Origin of the sequence: Pseudomonas mendocina (genome assembly GCA_037482215.1) — a bacterium.
Taxonomy (GTDB): Bacteria; Pseudomonadota; Gammaproteobacteria; order Pseudomonadales; family Pseudomonadaceae; genus Aquipseudomonas; species Aquipseudomonas mendocina_E.
Map to the genome: position 1 here is coordinate 3569292 of CP148074.1, position 19358 is coordinate 3588649.

Consider the following 19358-nt stretch of genomic DNA (forward strand, 5'->3'; position numbering starts at 1 on the left):
CAGTCCCGCCTTCTTAGAGAGAAGGAATACCACCCGGTTCAAAATCTGCTCTCAAACATCATGTAGCAAGAGTGCCGTGATCACCTATCACTTTGAGCGCCCTAACACCCATGGCCACCCTTGGACACGCTAACACTTATGATTTATTGAAAACGACACTAACCGACTAGGAGTTATCTCACCTCTAAGGCCTGCAATGGAGACGTAGCTCTCAATAGTAAGACCCAAAAGCCACTAAGATCAGCGCCGCCTATGGCATGATAGATATGCGTTCAAGCATGTAGGCACCGCAACTCTAAAGAGAGTACAAGTCAAGAATATGACGCAACCTAGGTTACGCGAGGTGCAATCCCGTGCTGATCAGTCAAGTTACTGCTTTTATCCGTGCATCTTCACTGTTTGGTTTGGCAGAGTTTTCTGCCGGTCAAGGACTGCTTGCCCAAGATCTGATCAATGACGCAGAGCTGCCACATGACGTTCTTGAACACCCAGAAAGCTTCATTCCATTCCGTAAATATGCTGCATTGCTTGAAAGCGCCGTCCGCCGCTCTAGCAACCCTCTATTTTGCATGCAGTACGGCATCTACCAAGGTGCCGCCTCCCTTGGCCCTCTGGTCTACTTAATTCGTAATGCAAATACAGTAGGCGGCGCACTCAAAGAACTAAGCCACTATTTTCATCTGCACTCTAATGCCTCACGCGTTCGCATTGAAATTGAAGGCGAGCACGCGCTGTTCTACTACGATGCTGCTGAAGTCAGAGATGTCCCCAGCCACCGGCTGGTACTGGAATTAGTGGTGGGTGCTGCAACACAGTTGATGCGCACCTTACTAGGCTCTCGCTGGAAGCCAGACGCACTGCTTTTGCAACATGCCCCACTGCGCGAGCCACAGGCCTACAATCGCCTTTTAGGGCTAACACCACGATTTAACGCGCCTTATAACGCCTGGGTATTTGATGCAAAGGTGCTTGAAGCTCCACTGAGTGCTGGCGACGAGAACCTTCACAGGCTCATACAGCAGCACTTGGACGCATTGGACAGGATGTCTGTTCAGGAACTGCCCGCCTATGTCAGTCAGCTTCTTCGTAATTTGCTTCCAAATGGTCGCACCACCATTGAGCAAATTGCTGAATATATGGATTTATCGCCGCGCACCCTTCAACGATATCTGGCGGAAGAAGGTACATCGTTTCAAATCCTGTTGGACGAAACTCGTAAATCCATGGCGCAGCGGTATTTGGCGGACTCAACCATAAGCCTCACCCATCTTGCAGCTATGCTTGGTTACTCTGAACTGAGCGCCTTTTCACGTGCGTTTCAACGCTGGTACGGCGTCAGCCCTAAGCAGTGGCGAGCAAAACTGTTCCCAGGTAAATCTCGGCAACGGTTGCGGGCGCATCTTGATCAAAAGTTTATCAGGAACTAATGGGATATACTTTCTGCAGGTAACCTACAATGCTAATAACCATTGATTGATGAATTTAGCATGCTCATTCCAGCCAGGCTCTCCTAGCAACCAGTGGCCATGTCCAGCGAACTCCCGATACTCGATTTGATCGCCGTACCAACGAGCTGTCCGTCGACTCACTGATGGAGGGATGATCCGGTCAGACCCGCCAGCCAACGCAAGAATAGGGCAGTGTATCCGGCACCTGTCTACCCGATTGGTTCCCGCCAAGTTGAGCCGCCCATAGCCCACAGCATAAGCAACCCGACCCGACTCAGCGATCAACTGCTTACGAAAATTCGCACGCTGATCACGTGGGACACAATTAAAAATTAGGTAGTCAGCCTCCCAGTCAGAAAGGCGAAATGATCTGTTCCACAACCCCCATTTCGAAAAGTGCCGAAACAATCCTGGCAACATGACGGGGCGAAGCGGAAAAATCTGCCCTGGAGCAGCACTGTTCACTAGAACCAACGCCCTAGCATCAAGATGCTGCGCAGCCTGTTGCACCAACAACCCACCTAGAGAATGGCCGATCAAGACTGGTTTTTGACTGCCTCGGCAAGCTGCAACTACTGCACTCACATAGTGCTGCAGACTAGCACCGGCCAGCAGTCGGTCTGAGTCTTGCTCGCCGTGACCAGGCAGATCGGGGCTGACACAGTTATACCCTGCCTCCCGATAATAGCTGATCCAATGGTCCCAAACGGTATGCCGAGACCACATGCCATGGACAAATATAAGATCAGGTTTCATGGCAGGGGGATCTTCTTCTCTGTAAGTCAAACGAAGTAGTGCCTGAATCCGTCCGTTAGAACAGCCCTAAATGGACCTATCCACCTCAGGCACTTCGAAATTCCAGTGCTGCATCTTCAACAGCATCACTTAACAACATTTTTTGATCGCTCTCGAAGCTGTGCAAGACGCGCCACGGTAGGCCTTGCCCCTGGCGAGGTAATAGGTCTGCGGCTCGCTGGATGTAACCAGACTGAAGCGATCCAAGAATCGTTTCATCGGCCTTCATTTGACCTTGTGGCGCCTTCGGAACCACCACTTCTAAATTGTTCTGCTTCATGTAGTTAAACAAGCGGCACAGATAGCGAGCAGTAAGATCTGCCTTTAGCGTCCATGGCGCATTGGTGTAACCCAAAACAAAACCCATATTGGGGATGTCCTGCAACATCGAGCCTTTGTAAGTCATCAGGTTACTGACGAGTTTCTCCTCGCCATCGACCTTTAATACCATGCCCCCACAGGTCTGCAATTTGAGGCCTGTAGCCGTTATGATGATGTCGGCTCGTAGATGTACACCAGACTTCAGCAATATTCCCTTCTCAGTAAATGTCTCGATGTGATCCGTAACAACGGAGGCTTTGCCCTCCTTTAGCACTTCGAACAGGTCCGCATCTGGTACAGCACACACACGCTCATCCCAAGGCATGTATCTCGGGGTGAAATGCCGCATATCGACAAAATCGCCCAAGTGCTTGCGCACCCCACGCAATAGGTAAGACCGCATCACGCCAGGAAAGGCTTTCGATGCCTTATAGAAGAAGCGTTGCATCTTGATATTGCGTTTTCGGGCCATCGAATAAACAAATTTCTCAGGCAAAAAACGACAAAGCAGTTCAGAGATTTTGTCCTGGCCGGGCACACTGAATATGTAACTTGGTGAACGCTGCAGCATGGTTACGTGAGCGGCATCTTTGGCCATGGTGGGCACTAGAGTTACTGCCGTTGCGCCACTACCGATAACGACAACGTGCTTGCCTCTGTAATCGAGCTCTTCAGGCCAATGCTGAGGGTGTACTTGTATGCCTTGAAAGCGGTCTGCACCTACAAACTCAGGCAAGAAACCCTCGTCATAGTTGTAGTAGCCAGTACAAGAAACCATGTATTTACAGGTGAACTCCTGCGTCTCACCACTCGCCTCTTTTACACATTTCACAGTCCAGAGACGATCCTCACTGCTCCAAGAAACCTCGGTAGTTTTCAGGCCGAAAAGGATCTTTCGGTCTACCCCATATTCACGGGCTGTTTCAGTGATGTAGTTACGGATAGAAGGGCCATCAGCAAGAACTTTGGATTCACGCCAAGGGCGAAATGAGTAGCTGAAGCTAAACATGTCTGAATCTGATCGTATTCCTGGGTAACGGAACAGATCCCACGTGCCGCCGATAGCAGTTCTGCGCTCTATAAGGCCGACCTTGGCGCCTGGCATTTCCTCTGTCATGCGGCAAGCCATACCGATGCCTGAAAGGCCGGCCCCGATAATCAAAACATCGTAGTGATTCTGCATGAACACGCTCTCATCTTTGTCATTGTTAGAAATGAAGTATTGAGCTGTGTGAAATCTCCTACTTGACCTTAATTGCCCATAATTTGATATATCGCGCCAAATAAAATGCGCCACCAAACGTGCTGTTCAGCGGCGCATCATTACTAATGCAATATCAGCGTACTCCTGATGTACGCAACGCAGCAGGCGTGAATTCGTTGGCTGAGGCTTTCACACCAAAACGCACCCATTTTGCTTCTTCGTTGATCATGCCGTAAACGCCATAACGACCCGAAATGAGATCGTACAATGCCTCAAAGGCATACCAAGAAGTTTGCGCGTTGTACTCTTGCATGAGCATGGCCTGACCAACTCTCCACAGCTGTCCGCGTCCGTCATACAACTCTGACGCGGCAATGGTCCAAGAGTCCTCATCTAGATAAAAGCGACGCTTGGCATAGACATGACGCTTTCCTTCTTTCAGCGTGCCCTCTACGACCCAGACACGGTGTAGTTCATAACGCGCTAGATCTTGATTGGTATGACCAACTTTAAGAATGTCAGAATACTTCACACTAGGTGATGCAAGGTCATAGTTGTTATACGGGATGTACATCTCCTTCTTACCGATCAGGTTCCAGTCATAGCGATCCGGCGCTCCGTTATACATATCGAAGTCATCTGAAGTTCGGGTGCCATCTGCATTGTTACCAGGGCTGTCATAAGCCACTTGAGGCGCTCGGCGTACGCGACGTTGTCCTGGGTTGTACTGCCACGCCATGCGCGCTTCTTTAACCTGATCAAGCGTGTCGTGTACCAATAGCACGTTGCCTGCTAAGCGTGCCGGCGAGCTGGTTACCGCTTTGAATACCAGTAAGGTATTTTCGGCTTTTGCCTTGTCCATATCGGGCAGCCAAGATGGAAACGACACTTGGTCAGTAATACGCACCAAGGTGTACTCACCATTGCGCTGTGGGAAGCCGCTGCTTGACTCACGTAGTACGTTGCCGCCCCGGTAACGGGTGACATGATTCCACACAACCTCTACGCCTGATTTGGGAATCGGAAATGCAAAAAAACGAGAGTCTGAGAAGCCTTTCAGTCCATTGCCGCCATCAACCAAACTAACCCTCTCTGCACTGACCCGCGCCGCATCATAAATAGACTGAGGCATGGATACTGTACGGTGAGTTGGATATACCTTCATTTTGAAGGAATCTGGATATCGCTTGAACATCGCAAGCTGACCATCACTTAACTTGTCACGATACTGATCAACATTCTGCGCAGTGATTACAAACAGTGGCTGTTCATCTGAAAAGGGGTTACTCAGAAATCCATTGGGATCGACGCTCCCGGCATCTTTACCTAAGCCCCCTCTCCACTCAGGTATGGTTCCATCCGTATTGGCAGCACGTTCAGCACCCACTGGGGTCAGAACATTTGCCAGTTTAGCGACCTCATCAGGTGATGCTGCGGCCAGTACGCTATTAGTGATTACGGACAGGGCAAGGCAAGCAAGAACACTTGTAGACGTTTTCATCGCACACGCTCTCAAAACTGAATTAGAAGTTCACGCCAAGGCTCAACGCCAGATAGTCGCGATCGATCTGGTTGTTGTAATCACCACCGAAGAAGTCGGTGTAAGACAAACTGGCGGTATAGGTGCTGCGGTATTCCGCATCCAGGCCGATGCTCACGGCCTTGGCGCCCTCGTTGAAGGTAGGCCCATAACCGTCCACATCATGGGCCCAGGCCAAATTGGGCTTGAGGTTGACCCCAGCTATCACATCGCTGTAATCGAGAACAGCGCGCATCCGATAACCCCATGAGTTGGCTGTGTAAAAGCCATTCTCATGACTCGGGCTGTATGCGCCAACTTCGTTGATACGGCCGTAGCGCAGTTCGCTGCGCTGCTCTAGGCCGCCCACGTGGGTCATACCCAACTCGCCGACCAAGGTCAGGCGATCAGCTCCCAGCACGCGATCAAAAAAGTGCGTGAGGGTGCTTTGTAGCTGGGTCACTTCCTTGCGCTTGTAGCCCTTGATGTCGGTGTCGGCCGCCGCCAAAGCCCCCGCAAGGCCACCCGAAAGCCCTGCCGCACCGACATACATAACAGGCGAGTTGACCGCATCCAACAGGTTGAATTGCAGCGGCATGTTGGGGCGGTAACTCACTTCACCGGACCACGCCGTACCGCTCTCCAGGGTGGTGGCGAAACTCACCCCGTACAGGCGGATGTCTTCCGGATACTCTAGGAAGTATTTGCTGTTACCCAACATTGACGTCTGACCCACCGGACCTGCCAGCCCTCCCATGGGCATACTCAGAGCCAGACCAATGTCCGCAGCATTTGGGGTAGTCATAGACAGATAAGGCATGCGGCTGTGATAGTTCATGACATAGGCGCCGTACTCAGTCTCATCGCCCATCCAACGCAGAGCGATGCCCCATTGCCCGCTATCACGGGCGTCGCGATCACTTGCACGAGGGACAATCAGCCCCTCCCGCGTCATCTTTACACCCATAAAATCGGCATAAGGGCCGAGCATGTTGACGGCAGCAGGCAGTCCGACGGTAAGCCCCTCATCACAGCCATCGGCAATAGCGTCGCCGCCAAAGAAGGTGCCGCAGTTATCTGCAACGGTCTGATCCCACTCCAGTTGATAGAACAGGTCGGCAGACAGCCGGTCGGTAATCCCTTGGGAGACAAACAGCATGTTGACGGGTATCAGGCCTTCCTTGAGTTCAGCCCCCGGACGGCGTAACGCAGCGGCATCAATCGGGTTGATTGCATTAATGCTGTTACCGATAAAGGTGCTTTCACCCCAGCTCACCACCTGGCGTCCTGCGCGCACGGTGCCTGGTAACGTGCCAATGGTGTAGTTGTGATAGACGAAGGCATCCAGAATTTCTGCGCCAGAAGACTGTGCCCCCTGTTTACGATTGCTGTCGCTAATGCTTTTGAATGGACGTGTTTCATCCTTGAGCTCAAAGTCGTACCAATATTTTCCGCGGACAAATAACCCTGTATCGCCGTACTTCAACTCAAGGTCATGCAGGCCTTTGAAAATTTTTGAGAAGGTCTCGCCCTTTTTGAAATTTAAACGTCCGTCATCATTGGCTGAAGCAGCGGTCTTTCCGCCATTGACGGCCCCAATCAACTCCGGATCTGCATTTCGCATGGCCCAGCTGGCACCAATTGAAAGGCTAGAATCAAGTTGGCCTTCGATCTGTCCTAAATTAAACGAGGCAGCTTCAACGGCCGGGGCAATGTAGGCCACAGAAATGGCCAGGGTAAGTACACGAGGCTTAAAGCGATCGCGCCATATTATTTTTGTCATTTGGCTCTCCACTATGTTGAGGTGAAACACCTGCAACATAACCAGCCATACGCGCGACCCATACAGACTAACGTACCGATTGAAAGTCACACCTAACACCTAGTCTGACCGCCATCAGAACAGTCACCCCCCGCTGCAAAAACCTCCTGATTTTTCTGCTAATGACTTGCTACGCCCAAGCCCCAGACAAACGGTAGCCAGCCGCAGCCTCCTTGGCGGCTAATGTCAAATCGGCGGCACGGAATATCCAAACTCATGCCTTAGTTTTAGGCAGCATATACACCTGAGGCCCAAGACGATTTGGCACACATAAAACTTTACACGGACGTCGCCACGTCCCGCCGCGAGGTCTACTTTTATGAACACTCAAAGCCAGACTCCCAAAGATCCTTTCAACCCAAAACCTCAGCGGATTCCACAAGCCAACAATGGTCATGTCATCCGCCCAACACTTAGCCGACCATTAGCCTCCGGTACCCAGCGCCTGACTTTCCTGTGCGCCCCTGCCGGTTTTGGCAAAAGCGCACTCATGATCGAGTGTGCACGGCAAGCGCCGGCCGGTACCCGAATCATCTGGCTGGAAATGCTCGGCCACTCGATGTCCTCACGTGATCTGCTCAATCGCGTTGCAGCCGAGCTTGGAGAAGAAGTAGAAGACGGCGAACCACTGGAGTCTCTACACCGGCTACTGGGCCGCATCCGAGAGCCTCTGTGGTTAATGCTGGATGACTACCCGCGCCAAGCCTGCCCGGAGCTGGATGCCTGTATGGAAGATCTGATTGATCGCACGCCTAACAGCCTGCACTGGTGGGTCAGCAGCCGCCGTCGCCCATCCTGGAGCCTACCGCGCCTGGTACTGCAAGGTGCCGTCAGAGAAGTTCGAGCTCCCCAGTTGGCATTCGACAGCTTGGTCTTGCAGGAGCTTATCCGCGAGCGTCAGCAAGTCTTCAGTCAGGAACTGCGTAAACGCCTATTGGAAGAGTGCGAGCAATGGCCTGCCCTGATCTGCTTGATGCTGCACGAAAGTAACTCAGGGAATCTGCTGCAAAACCTGCGTAACGGGACACCACTGCTGCTCAACTACTTGCAACGTGAGGTCACCGGCACAGCCGACAACTCCTCGCCGGAAGTCGCAGCCCTGCGCCGTCGTCACCCGTTATGGTTCAACACCACAGCGCTGGCCCCTAACTCCATCACTTATGCTGTGAGTGGCCGCGCACAGCAGCCCGCGAACGGCATTTGCACCCTGAGCAAACGTGAACGGACCATCCTGCAATTGATCGCTTCTGGTCTTTCTAATCGCGAGATCGCCAACCAACTTTGTTTGTCGGTGAACACGGTGAAAGCCCACGCCTGGAACATCAACAGCAAGCTGGGTACTGAACGCCGCACTCAAGCTGTGGCTCAGGCGCAACTACAAGGGCTGCTCAACTAAGCACTCGCACAGGCCACAAACAAAAAACGCTTACAGGGAGTTCACCATGTGCCCGCCATCCACTGCGATCACCTCACCTGTGATAAACGAACCGGCCTCACTGGCCAGCAGTAGGAACGGACCCTCCAGCTCCTGCAACTGCCCTAGGCGCGCCATTGGCACCGCTCTTTTTACATAGTTCTGGCCTTTTTCTGTCTCGAAATAAGCATCATTTATTTCGGTTTTGAAGTAGCCCGGCGCGATCGCATTGACCCGAATCCGATGACGGGCCAGCTCCAGCGCAAGGGATTTGCTCAGCTGCACCACACCCGCCTTGGCCGCCGAGTAATGGCTATAGCCTGTCCCTTGACGCAGACCAAGAATCGAAGCAGTGTTGATAATGCTGCCAGGCAGTCCGGCTTTCACCATGCGCTGAGCAGCACACTGCGCGACCCGCCATACACCATCCAGATTGGTCGCCAGCATCGAACGCCAATCTTCTTCGCTGAGTTCAAGTGCGCGCTGGCCATTACCAATACCGGCATTGTTGAGGACAACATCAACATAACCAAAATGGGCCTCTGCCGCGTCGAAGGCAGCTTCAACACTGTCTCGATTGGTGACGTCCATCTGTACCACCAGCGACTGGCCACCCAGCCAGTGAATATCGCTGGCCAGTTGTTCAAGGCGATCAACCCGACGCGCAGTCAACACCACATTGGCCCCAGCCTGGCTTGCCACGCGAGCCAAATGGGCCCCGATACCACTGGATGCCCCTGTCACCAAAATGGTTTTCCCGGTCAGGGCGAACTTCTTCAAAATGTCCATCAGCACACCTCAAACAAACCGGCAGCACCCATGCCGCCACCAACACACATAGTGACCACAACGTACTTCACGCCACGACGCCTACCTTCCAGCAAGGCATGCCCAACCATACGCGAACCGCTCATGCCGTAGGGGTGTCCGATGGCAATAGCGCCGCCATTTACGTTCAATTTGGCCGGGTCAATGCCCAACGTCTGCGCGCTGTAAAGCACCTGACAGGCGAAAGCTTCGTTAAGCTCCCACAGGCCAATGTCATCCACCGTCAGGCCATGTTGCCTAAGCAGTTTGGGCACAGCCAACACCGGGCCGATGCCCATTTCTTCCGGCGCCAGACCGGCCACGGCAATACCGCGATAGATACCCAGCGGATTGAGGTTACGCTGCTCAGCCAGACGTGCCTCCATCAGCACACAGGCGCTGGCCCCATCGGACAGCTGGCTGGCATTACCGGCGGTGATGCAGCCACCTTCAATGACAGGTTTGAGCTTGCTCAGATCGCCCATAACAGTCTGCGGGCGGTTACCTTCATCCAGGCTCAGGGTGACTTCTTCATAACTCACCGCGCCGGTTTCTTTATCCTGAACTTTCTTGCGAGCAGTGACCGGCACGATCTCATCGACAAACAACCCGGCCTGCTGAGCTGATGCAGTACGCAGCTGGGATAGTAGGGAGTATTCGTCCTGCGCATCACGGCTGATGTTGTAGCGTTTGGCGACAATCTCTGCGGTTTGCAGCATCGGCATATAGGCATGCTCGGCCATCCGCATAACTTGTTCGTCACGCTCGGCAATGGCCCATTCCAGATGGCGGTTCTGCACCAGACTGATATGTTCTTGCCCTGCGCCGATGGTGACCTGCATGCCGTCCACCATGATTTGTTTGGCGGCAGTAGCAATGGCCATCAGGCCCGACGCACATTGGCGATCCAAAGTTTGCCCACTGACAGTCAACGGCAAGCCGGATGCCAGCGCGGCCATACGCCCAAGGTTCCAGCCGGCGGTGCCGCCGGGCAGACCTGTGCCCATCACCAGGTCTTCGATTTCAGCCGCTTGGATCCCTGCCCGCGCCACAGCGGCACGGATGGCATAACTGGCCATCGTCGGCGATTTGAGGTCATTGAAGGCGCCACGAAATGCTTTGGCAATGGGTGTACGTGCGGTGGAGAGAATAACGGCTTCTTTCATTCTTATACGTCCTTTCTATGTACCGGATACACCGAGCCGGAGACTTCCCGCCCGGTGTGCGTCCTTCAGATTTTCTCGATACGCTGCTTACCTGCGTCAACCAAACGTTGCAGCAACGGCGCGGGCTTGAACCACATTTCACCGTGGGCACCCAAGGCCTGACGGTAGTAGTTGATAACAGCCAACAGGTTATCCAGTCCCAACTGCTCGGCCTCATGCATCGGGCCACCACGCCAGGCCGGGAAGCCATAACCGTTGAGGAACACCAGATCTATATCACTGCTGCGCAAAGCGATACCTTCATCAAGGAGCTGAATACCTTCATTGATGAGGCTGAAGAGGCAGCGCTCGACGATTTCCTGATCCGAAATTTTGCGGCGCTCAATACCTAGCTCGCTTGCCAACTGCCGGGCCAGCTCAACCACATAGGGATCGTCCAGGCGCTCGCGGCCTTCATAACGATAGAAGCCTGCCTTGGTTTTCTGACCGAAACGCCCTTGCGCGTACAACGCGTCACCCAAACGGCAATAGCTCGGATCATGGGCGATAACGCCACGCCGTGATTGGCGGATCAGATAGCCCACATCAATCCCGGCAAGGTCCTGCACCGCCAGCATGCCCATGGCCAGACCATGGTTGGTCAAGGCATTGTCGATCTGCGCAGGTGTGGCCCCTTCCAGCAGCAAGCGATGCGCTTCGCGGGAGTAAGGCTCAAACATGCGGTTGCCGATAAAGCCGAAGCAGACGCCGGAGACCACAGCAATCTTGCCGATCTTGCGGGCCAGTTTAAGCGTCGTGGCCAGCACTTCTGGGGACGTTTCACGGGCACGAACCACCTCCAGCAGGCGCATCACGTTAGCCGGGCTGAAAAAGTGCAGGCCGATCACATCCTGCGGACGGCGGGTGACCGCTGCAATGGCATCCACATCCAATGTCGAAGTATTGCTGGCCATAATCGCGCCGGGTTTGCACACGTTGTCCAACGTGCGGAACACCTGCTGCTTTATCTCCAGGCTCTCGAATACGGCCTCGATTACCAAATCAGCATCCGCCAGATCAGCGTAATCCAGGGTGCCACGCAACAACGCCATACGCTGCTCAAGCTGATCCGCACTGAGCTTGCCGCGCTGAACGCTGATCTCATAGTTCTTGCGGATCTGCGTCAGGCCACGATCGAGCGCCTCGCCTTTCAGCTCCAGCAGGGTCACGGCAATGCCGGCGTTGGCGAAGTTCATCGCAATACCGCCGCCCATGGTGCCGGCACCGATCACCGCAACCTTGTTTACAGCCCGAAGCTGCGTATCAGCGCTAACACCCGGCACACGACCCGCTTCACGCTCGGCGAAAAACACATGGCGCAGGGCAGCAGACTCCGCCGAGTTTTCGGCCTCAACAAACAGCTCGGCTTCCCGTTGCAGGCCCTGCTCCAACGACAACTCGCAGGCAGCCTGTACCGCTGCAACAACCCGCTGCGGCGCCTGGCGGCCCTTCCAGCGATCTGCATGGCGTTGCAGATAGTCTGCAAAGAAAGTCCCACTCAGGCCCTGAGCCGGCTCCTTGAACGGTGCCTGCGGCTGCGCAGGTGCGGCCGTACGGATCAACTCCTCAGCATAAACACAGGCCTCTTCCAACAGGCTGTCCACACTGAGCGAAACCCGGTCGACAATGCCCAGACTAACGGCCCGCTCGGACTTAAGCGGCACGCCATGCACGATAAATTCCAGCGCTGCCTCAGCCCCTACCAGACGCGGCAAACGCTGCGTACCACCGGCACCCGGCAACAGACCCAGATGGATTTCCGGCAAGCCCAGACGGGCGCCGGGCGCGGCGATGCGATAACCACAGGCCAGGGCCAGCTCCAGCCCCCCCCCTAGGGCCAAGCCATCAATCACAGCAATGGTCGGCTTGCTCAGTTCAGTCAGGTACACCAGCAGATCGGGCAGCGCTGGCTGCGCATGGCTGGCAGCTGTGCCGAACTCGGTGATGTCGGCACCGGCACTGAAGGGTGAGCCATAGAGCACGATAGCCGCCACCTTGGTATCGTCGGCGGCACGCTGAAGTGCGCCCAGCAAAGCCTCCCGCAAGCTCTGCCCGAGCGCATTAACCGGTGGGCGGTTAAGGGCGATCAGGGCCAGATTGTTTTCAACGCGGTAGTGAACAAACTCGCTCATGATGATTCCTTGTCAGGTACCAAAAACGCTCGCGACGGCTGTCAGAACCAGCTATCGCGCATGTCGAAACAGATACGGTTGGTGGTACTGAGCAAACGTGCCTGGCCTTCCAGACCGGCCAGTTCCCAGTCCATGAAGTAGCGGGCAGCCTGTAGTTTGCCTCGATAGAAATCTGCTTCGCTGCCACTAGCGCCAGCCCTCAAGGCACGACTGGCAACCTGGGCCTGACATAGCCAGTTCCAACCCAGCACCAACTTACTGAAGACATCAAGAAACACCGTGGCATTGCTCAACCCAATATCTGGCTTAGCGGCAACGAGCTGCTGCATATCAGCGGTCAGTCGCTCAACAATGCGCAAAGCCGAGCGTAGAGCGGTGGCAAGCAATACGCAGTTGCAGTCTTGGGTGGCTTCGGCCACGGCTTTATGCACCTTGCTCAGAAATAACCCATAACCATCCCCACCGCGAGGGCCCAACTTGCGCCCCAGCAGATCAATCGCCTGAATGCCTTCAGTACCTTCATGAATCGGGTTGAGACGGTTATCGCGGTAGAGCTGCTCCAGCATGTACTCACGGGTGTAACCGGAACCACCCAGCACCTGCACACCAATCTCAGAAGCCAGCAGGCCATAACGTGAAGGCCAACTTTTCACCACAGGGGTAAGCAGATCGAGCAGCTCAGCAGCCTCGCGACGCTGGATTGCATCCGCTGCGGTGTGGCTGTCCTCCACCAGACTGCTGGCATACAGACAGAGCGACAGACTGCCCTCGGCATAGACCTTCTGCTGCAACAGCATGCGCCGCACATCAGCGTGTTCAATAATGCGCACCTGCGGGCTGTGCGGGTCCTTGTTCCCCGGCAAACGGCCCTGCGGACGCTGACGTGCATAATCCAGGGCGTGCACAAAACTCTGGTAACCCAAGCTGGCAGCGCCTAGACCTACCCCAACGCGGGCCTCATTCATCATCTGGAACATATAGGCCAAGCCGTGGTTGGCCTCCCCCACCAGATAACCAACTGCACCGTCTTTTTCACCAAAACTGAGCACAGTGGAGGTGGTATTGCGGTACCCCATCTTATGCAGCAACCCAGCTAGCGCGACATCATTACGGGCGCCCAGACTGCCGTCTGCATTGACCAGAAACTTGGGCACCAGAAACAGAGAAATTCCCTTCACACCGGCCGGAGCTCCCTCAAGACGAGCCAACACCATGTGCACAATGTTGTCGGTCAGTTCGTGATCGCCACCGGAGATAAACATCTTGCTGCCACTGATGCGGTAGGTACCGTCCGCGGCGGGTTTGGCGCTGGTACGCAGATCGCCCAGCGCGGAGCCCTGCCCCGGCTCAGTCATGGCCATGGTGCCACTGAAACGCCCCGCCAACATCGGCGGCAGGAAGCGCTCGCGCAGCTCAGCGCTGGCAAAACTCTTGATTAGGTTGGCAGCGGCAATGCTGAGGAATGAATAACCAACCGTGGCAATGTTGGCCGCATTGAAATAGGCCATACAGGCACGCAGTACCACTTCGGGCAGTTGCAGGCCGCCATCATCATAATCGTGATGGGCCGCCAGAAAGCCGGCTTCGGCAAAGGCATCCCAGGCCACTTTGGTTTCCGGGATGAGATGGACCTTTGCCCCGTCAAAGGTCGGCTCGTTGGCGTCGCCCTTTTGGTTATGCGGCGCGTAGTACTGCTGCGCCAGCGTTCGGGCCGTTTCCAGGGTGGCATCAAATACGCCCAGGTCATGCTCGGCATAGCGAGGCCGCTGCAACAGCGACTGAGTGTCGAGCATCTCGTAGAGTTGAAAACGTACGTCGCGGTCGTTGAGCAGCTGGTCGGTCATGGCGGTCTCACAAGCAAAAAATAGCAGGAGACCGTTGTACCAAAGCCATTTTCTGCCCGCGTCCAACCCAGGGTGGAGTTTTTAAATCAGGAGGGTGGAATTCACTGTTCAACGAACAGGTTTAAACGTCTGGCAGACTGTATGGCCCCTTCACGATCCTGCACGTCCAGCTTGCGGAACAGATTATTGATATGGGTCTTAACCGTACTCAGGCTGATAAACATCGCATCGGCTATCTGCTGATTGTGTTGCCCCAAACCAATGCGCCTAAGCACATCTTGTTCACGCCTCGTCAGGGGCTCAATCAGCAATTGGTGGGGATTGGCCTGATCGCCTAACTCACAAAGCAGATCAGCCAATTGATCGGGAGCAGGTAGGGGCTGTGACAACTGATATTGGCGACGTGCAGCCGGTGTCAGTAATTGCCGCCACAACGCCTCCAGCGCACGCCCTTCCCGATGCAGCAGGCGGCCACAGCCCTCACCTGCAGCCTGTTGTAAGGCCTGATCCAATCGATGCAGCGCCGCGCCACGACGCCCCTGATCCAGATGCAGGGCAGCCGACAGAATGTGCAATTCAATACACAGTTGCTGATCGCCCTCCAGTTCAGCTTGCTCTGCCAACTGCACAAGGATTTTGCCCGCGACACGGTGCTGCCCCAGGTGTCGCTGCACCCACGCATAAGCAAGCCATTCACCAGTGGATATACCCTCAGCATTGCGGTGGATACAGCCATGCCACTCGCTAAGCCAACTCATGATGAAGTCCTGATCGCGTTCAAACACAGCAAGACGAGCGCGTTGCGCACCGATCTGGCGATACACCCCGAACAGGCTATTACTGAACGCTAGACGACGAGCCTCATCCCAACGGGCACGAGCCAAAGCAGGCTTACTCCTAGCCAACTGGCTACAGCCTTGGTAATACAGTACACAAGGTAGACCGCCTCCCTGAGCGAACCCCATGGCCAGTGTTTCAGCCTGAGCCAGAAACACATCGGCCTGCGCAGGCTGATTAACTTCCAACGCCAATACAGCCTGCCCTAACAAACGATACAGATCATAAAACCCATCGCCCGGCTTTCCCCGTGGCACTTTATCTAACCGTGCGAAACGGGCTTTGGCATGACAATATTGACCTTGCGCCAGCTCAATTAAACCAAGTTGCCAATGAAGCTGATTGGCATAACCAGTAAATTTCAGCGACTCAATCTGGACCAGCGATTGCTCGGTATCTTGCCGCGCCAGACGTAGTTTCCCGAGCGCCAGCAAATTACTACCTCGGTTGAACTGCAACACAGCAGTAGCAGCATTGTTCTGTGGATACTCAAGCAGAGCACGAGCCGCAACTTCAATGCCGTGCTTGTAATTGCCCCCTAGATAAGCCAAACGACTGCGCAAAAAGGAAAGTGTTTGCCAGGATCGCTGCAGCCGCTGCTCTGACAAGACCTTAGTCTTTAACAGTTGGCGCAAGCGTCGTAAGCAGCTTGCGCAACGCTGCACATCTCCCACCACAGCCACTACACTGGCCTCGGTTATAGCCAGGGTGAGGTGATCATCGGTGCTGAATCCCGGCAAGGCCCCTATAAACTCCATGACAGCATTGACCTTACCCTCACGCAGTAGATCAAAACTGTGATACTCCAAGGTCGCCAGCAACCTCTTGAAATCCCTCGCACGCCCCAACTGCAACATCGCATCGCTGTAGCATTGCTGCTGCAATAGCCAATCAGCCGCTAACAGATGCAGGGCATGAACCTGCTTTAGTGAGCGTCCTGACAGGCGTTGATATAGGGTCAAACGCAACTGTGGATGCAAACGATACGGTAAACGCTCGTCAGGGCTATAGCTGATAAACAGATCAACAGCTAAGAGACGCACCATTATTGCAGTGCTGTCGCGACTACCCGTGATCAACTGGGCGAGTTCCTGATCCCAAGCATTCAACACCGACAAGCGCTCAAGTGTGTATAAGTCGCCAGGCGGCAGCTTACACAACACCTCATCCATAAATAGCTGAGCTAACCAACGCTGTGCTTGTGCCTCCACCACAGGCTCCAAACACTCAGACACATGTGCACTGCTTGAGTACGCTGCCAGCCCTATTAGTACACCACTGATCCAACCCTCGTTGGCTGTTCGCAACTGATAGGCAACTGCGCTGGAAATTGAAATACCTCGTTGCTGGGCTAATGCTTCGATCTCAGCACTGGCTAATTCAAGTTGATGACTATCAATGACCTGCAAACGCCCATCCCGGCGCAGCTGATTAAATGCAATCCCCGGGAGCCCTTGGCTCGCAACCACCACATGTAGGCCGCTGGGGACATGCCTAAGCAGTTCATTGATGTAACTCAAACAGACAGGAGAACGCAGGTAATGCAGATCATCCAGCACCAGCGTAAAACACCTCTGCTGCTCAAAATGACTGCTAATTTCAGCCCACAATTGCCCGGCATTGAGGACTGCGCTATCAGAAAACTCAAGCAAGCCAAGCGACTTATGCAAATGCAATAAAAAATGAAGTGGCTGATTATCGGCCACCTCACAGCGCAACCAAGCCCAAGGGGATTTAAGAGCAGCGACGTATTGCGCTATTAGCACACTTTTGCCGTAGCCAAATGGCGCACAGACCATACTCAACTGAAAGCCGTTAAGTGTCGCCTCCTGTAACTTACAAAGCAGTTCTGGGCGACAAAGGGCATCAGTAGGAACAACCGGAGGGCGCAGTTTATTGAACTTCACAGGCGGCTTATTCATAAAAATGCCGGGGCTAGTAAAGTTAGCCAAAGGTGTAGTCCCAGGAAACGCAACAATGTCATTTCAAATTAACCTGCCTTTCGGCTAGGCATAAAAATCCGGACTTGTCGCTCATCATCAGCCCTACCTACAGTGGCTCAGACGCTTTGCGGATATCCTCAAATGCCTTCATTAACTTCTACGCACTTTTGATGAACCAAGAACAGACTTCAAATATTTTCACACTAATAACTTGGGCCATTTCAATCCACAGCTGGGATAAGTCGAGCACGACGTCTTATAGTCGCGTCAGGGCTTGCGGATTAAACTGAATGAAATCCTGAGATTCACCAGCGCTCAGAGCATTTCATACAAAGCTCAATAAAGTGTTGCACTGCTGGTGAACGTGTTCGTCCGCTCAATTCAATGGCACTGATTTGGGCATTAAATTTCCAGCTCGGCACATCTAATGTTACTAGACGCCCAGACTCCAACTCTTCAGCCAATTGCGTTATAGGCGCAGGAAGCCAGGCGTTGGTACGCAATAGCGTCTGTTTGAGCAACTCGTAGTCACTACTTAGCAGATGAACCTCCGGTGGCTGTCCAGTTGGCTTAGCCAGGAACTGTGAAATCGGATGGCCAACTGAAAGCTGACTGGCCGACAACATCGGATACTCATAGAGCTCGAGTAAACTGATGCCTTCGCGTCCCTGAAGCGGATGTCCCTGCCGTACAAAAATAGGCGATGGCAGCGTGTGCATTTCTTGACAGCTGAGCCCTTCTACATCAAGAACACCACTAAAGCCCGCCAAGACCAAATCGAACTGACGGTTCCTCAAACCGAAGACCAATTCATCCGGGTTACCCTCAGTGATATGGATCTGTATCTTTGGGTAGAGCGAAATAAACTCGGGTAAAACGGGGCGTAATGCGATCTCTCGAATGGCCCGACCTACCCCTAGATTAAGGCGACCGCTATCGACTTTGCGATACAACGAAGCCTCTCGCATTAAATCATCAACATCGTTGAGCAACTGCGCGCAACGATATTGAATTTGGTCACAGAAAGGGGTCGGCTGCATGCCGCTCTTACTACGATCAAACAGCTGTACTCCCAACTCTTCTTCCAGAATAGCCAGGCTTCGAGTCAATGCAGGAGGCGTTACATGCAGGGAGTCAGCAGCTTTGTGGATGCTGCCATGACGAATCACAGCTTGTAGATGCCTGAGTTGTTTCAGTGTCAGCATATCCATCACAAAAGTGAGCAAACAGAGCTCAAGTAGGTCATACATCAGAAAACTCTGAAACATGCCAAAGCACTATGTACTCATGTGCATGCAAATAGTGTGATGTATGTTCGCTTATTCGCGTAAAGAGCCAGGAATTTTGCCGCTCCACTGCCGAAATGCGCGACGAAAGTTGGACTGATCGCTAAAAACCAGTTGGAAGGCAATTTCGCAAATGGGAAGCGTCGTTTCAGATAACAGCACCATAGCCCGCTGATAACGCTCTTGGTTGAGCAGTTGCTGATAACTACACCCTTGGCGAGCCAAGTTTCTGCGCAAGCTACGGGCACTGGTGCATAAACGCATTGCGACTTGTTCCAGTGACGGCCAGGGGCCTTGGTTTTCACGCAGCAAGCGGCGCACCCGTATCTCCCAGGTGTTTGCTGCCGAGTGTTCATCCAGCCCAGTCATGCATGCTCAGCCCCGTAAAAAACTCAGTACATCAATGACACTTTGCTCTGGAATTTCCTCCATGGGGATATGCCTGACATCGGCATAGATCTTCATCTGTAGCCACGGTAGATCGCGCTGCCACAGCGCTACATGCTCGGGAGATATCCAGGGATCCAGCTTCCCCCACAGCAGCAACGTTGGCGCCTTGATTCCGGCAACCAGCTGCGGTGTCTGCGAGAGCAATTCGCGGTTGGCCTTCAACAGAACCCGGAAGATCTCCATCATGGACCGCCTGTTTCCAGGCCTGCGGCTCAGGTTGTAATAACGATCCACCACCCCCGGTTTGATCCGTCGAGCATCGCCCTACACCTCACGAATACCCTGAGCGATCAAGGCCTTGGGCATCCACACTGGCATGGCAACGGTGGCG

General features: G+C 53.9%; 12 protein-coding genes and 1 pseudogene. 2 read left to right on the forward strand and 11 right to left on the reverse strand.

Features of this window, described 5'->3' with window-relative positions:
- Positions 1-353 precede the first annotated feature (353 nt).
- On the forward strand, positions 354-1427 hold the full coding sequence (locus tag WG219_16680) for an AraC family transcriptional regulator (GenBank protein WXL24930.1): 1074 nt from the start codon (positions 354-356) through the stop codon (positions 1425-1427).
- A gap of 862 nt (positions 1428-2289) precedes the next feature.
- Here WG219_16680 and WG219_16685 read toward each other — a convergent pair.
- The 3 genes from WG219_16685 to WG219_16695 form a co-directional block, all read right to left on the reverse strand.
- Positions 2290-3747 (reverse strand): NAD(P)/FAD-dependent oxidoreductase, encoded by a 1458-nt coding sequence (locus WG219_16685; GenBank protein ID WXL24931.1) that lies wholly within the window; start codon positions 3745-3747, stop codon positions 2290-2292.
- A gap of 154 nt (positions 3748-3901) precedes the next feature.
- Positions 3902-5269, reverse strand: a complete 1368-nt coding sequence (locus WG219_16690; protein ID WXL24932.1) for a DUF1329 domain-containing protein — start codon at positions 5267-5269, stop codon at positions 3902-3904.
- A 22-nt stretch (positions 5270-5291) separates the two neighbouring features.
- Complete coding sequence (locus WG219_16695; protein ID WXL24933.1) at positions 5292-7070, reverse strand: DUF1302 domain-containing protein; 1779 nt, start codon at positions 7068-7070, stop codon at positions 5292-5294.
- Positions 7071-7428: 358 nt separating this feature from the next.
- Between WG219_16695 and WG219_16700 the strand changes: the two genes are divergently transcribed.
- Positions 7429-8505 (forward strand): LuxR C-terminal-related transcriptional regulator, encoded by a 1077-nt coding sequence (locus tag WG219_16700; GenBank protein ID WXL24934.1) that lies wholly within the window; start codon positions 7429-7431, stop codon positions 8503-8505.
- A 30-nt stretch (positions 8506-8535) separates the two neighbouring features.
- Here WG219_16700 and WG219_16705 read toward each other — a convergent pair whose 3' ends face one another.
- The 8 genes and pseudogenes from WG219_16705 to WG219_16740 all read right to left on the reverse strand — a co-directional run bounded on the left by WG219_16705 (position 8536) and on the right by WG219_16740 (position 19357).
- Positions 8536-9312 carry an SDR family NAD(P)-dependent oxidoreductase gene (locus WG219_16705; GenBank protein WXL24935.1) on the reverse strand — a complete coding sequence of 259 codons (777 nt, stop codon included), beginning with the start codon at positions 9310-9312 and terminating at the stop codon, positions 8536-8538.
- Positions 9312-10496, reverse strand: coding sequence for an acetyl-CoA C-acyltransferase (locus WG219_16710; protein ID WXL24936.1), 1185 nt, complete (start codon positions 10494-10496; stop codon positions 9312-9314). The genes WG219_16705 and WG219_16710 overlap by 1 nt, the downstream gene beginning before the upstream one ends.
- Positions 10497-10561: 65 nt before the next feature.
- Entirely contained in the window at positions 10562-12667 is a 2106-nt protein-coding gene (locus WG219_16715) for a 3-hydroxyacyl-CoA dehydrogenase NAD-binding domain-containing protein (protein WXL24937.1), read from the reverse strand.
- Positions 12668-12708: 41 nt separating this feature from the next.
- Positions 12709-14511 carry an acyl-CoA dehydrogenase gene (locus tag WG219_16720; protein ID WXL24938.1) on the reverse strand — a complete coding sequence of 601 codons (1803 nt, stop codon included), beginning with the start codon at positions 14509-14511 and terminating at the stop codon, positions 12709-12711.
- Between the two features lie 101 nt (positions 14512-14612).
- Positions 14613-17270: a LuxR C-terminal-related transcriptional regulator gene (locus tag WG219_16725; protein WXL24939.1), complete on the reverse strand. Its 2658-nt coding sequence runs from the start codon at positions 17268-17270 to the stop codon at positions 14613-14615.
- A gap of 326 nt (positions 17271-17596) precedes the next feature.
- Positions 17597-18541 carry a LysR family transcriptional regulator gene (locus tag WG219_16730; GenBank protein ID WXL24940.1) on the reverse strand — a complete coding sequence of 315 codons (945 nt, stop codon included), beginning with the start codon at positions 18539-18541 and terminating at the stop codon, positions 17597-17599.
- Between the two features lie 69 nt (positions 18542-18610).
- Positions 18611-18946: an AraC family transcriptional regulator gene (locus WG219_16735; protein WXL24941.1), complete on the reverse strand. Its 336-nt coding sequence runs from the start codon at positions 18944-18946 to the stop codon at positions 18611-18613.
- Positions 18947-18952: 6 nt separating this feature from the next.
- A pseudogene (locus tag WG219_16740) lies at positions 18953-19357 on the reverse strand (alpha/beta hydrolase).
- Position 19358: the final 1 nt, after the last annotated feature.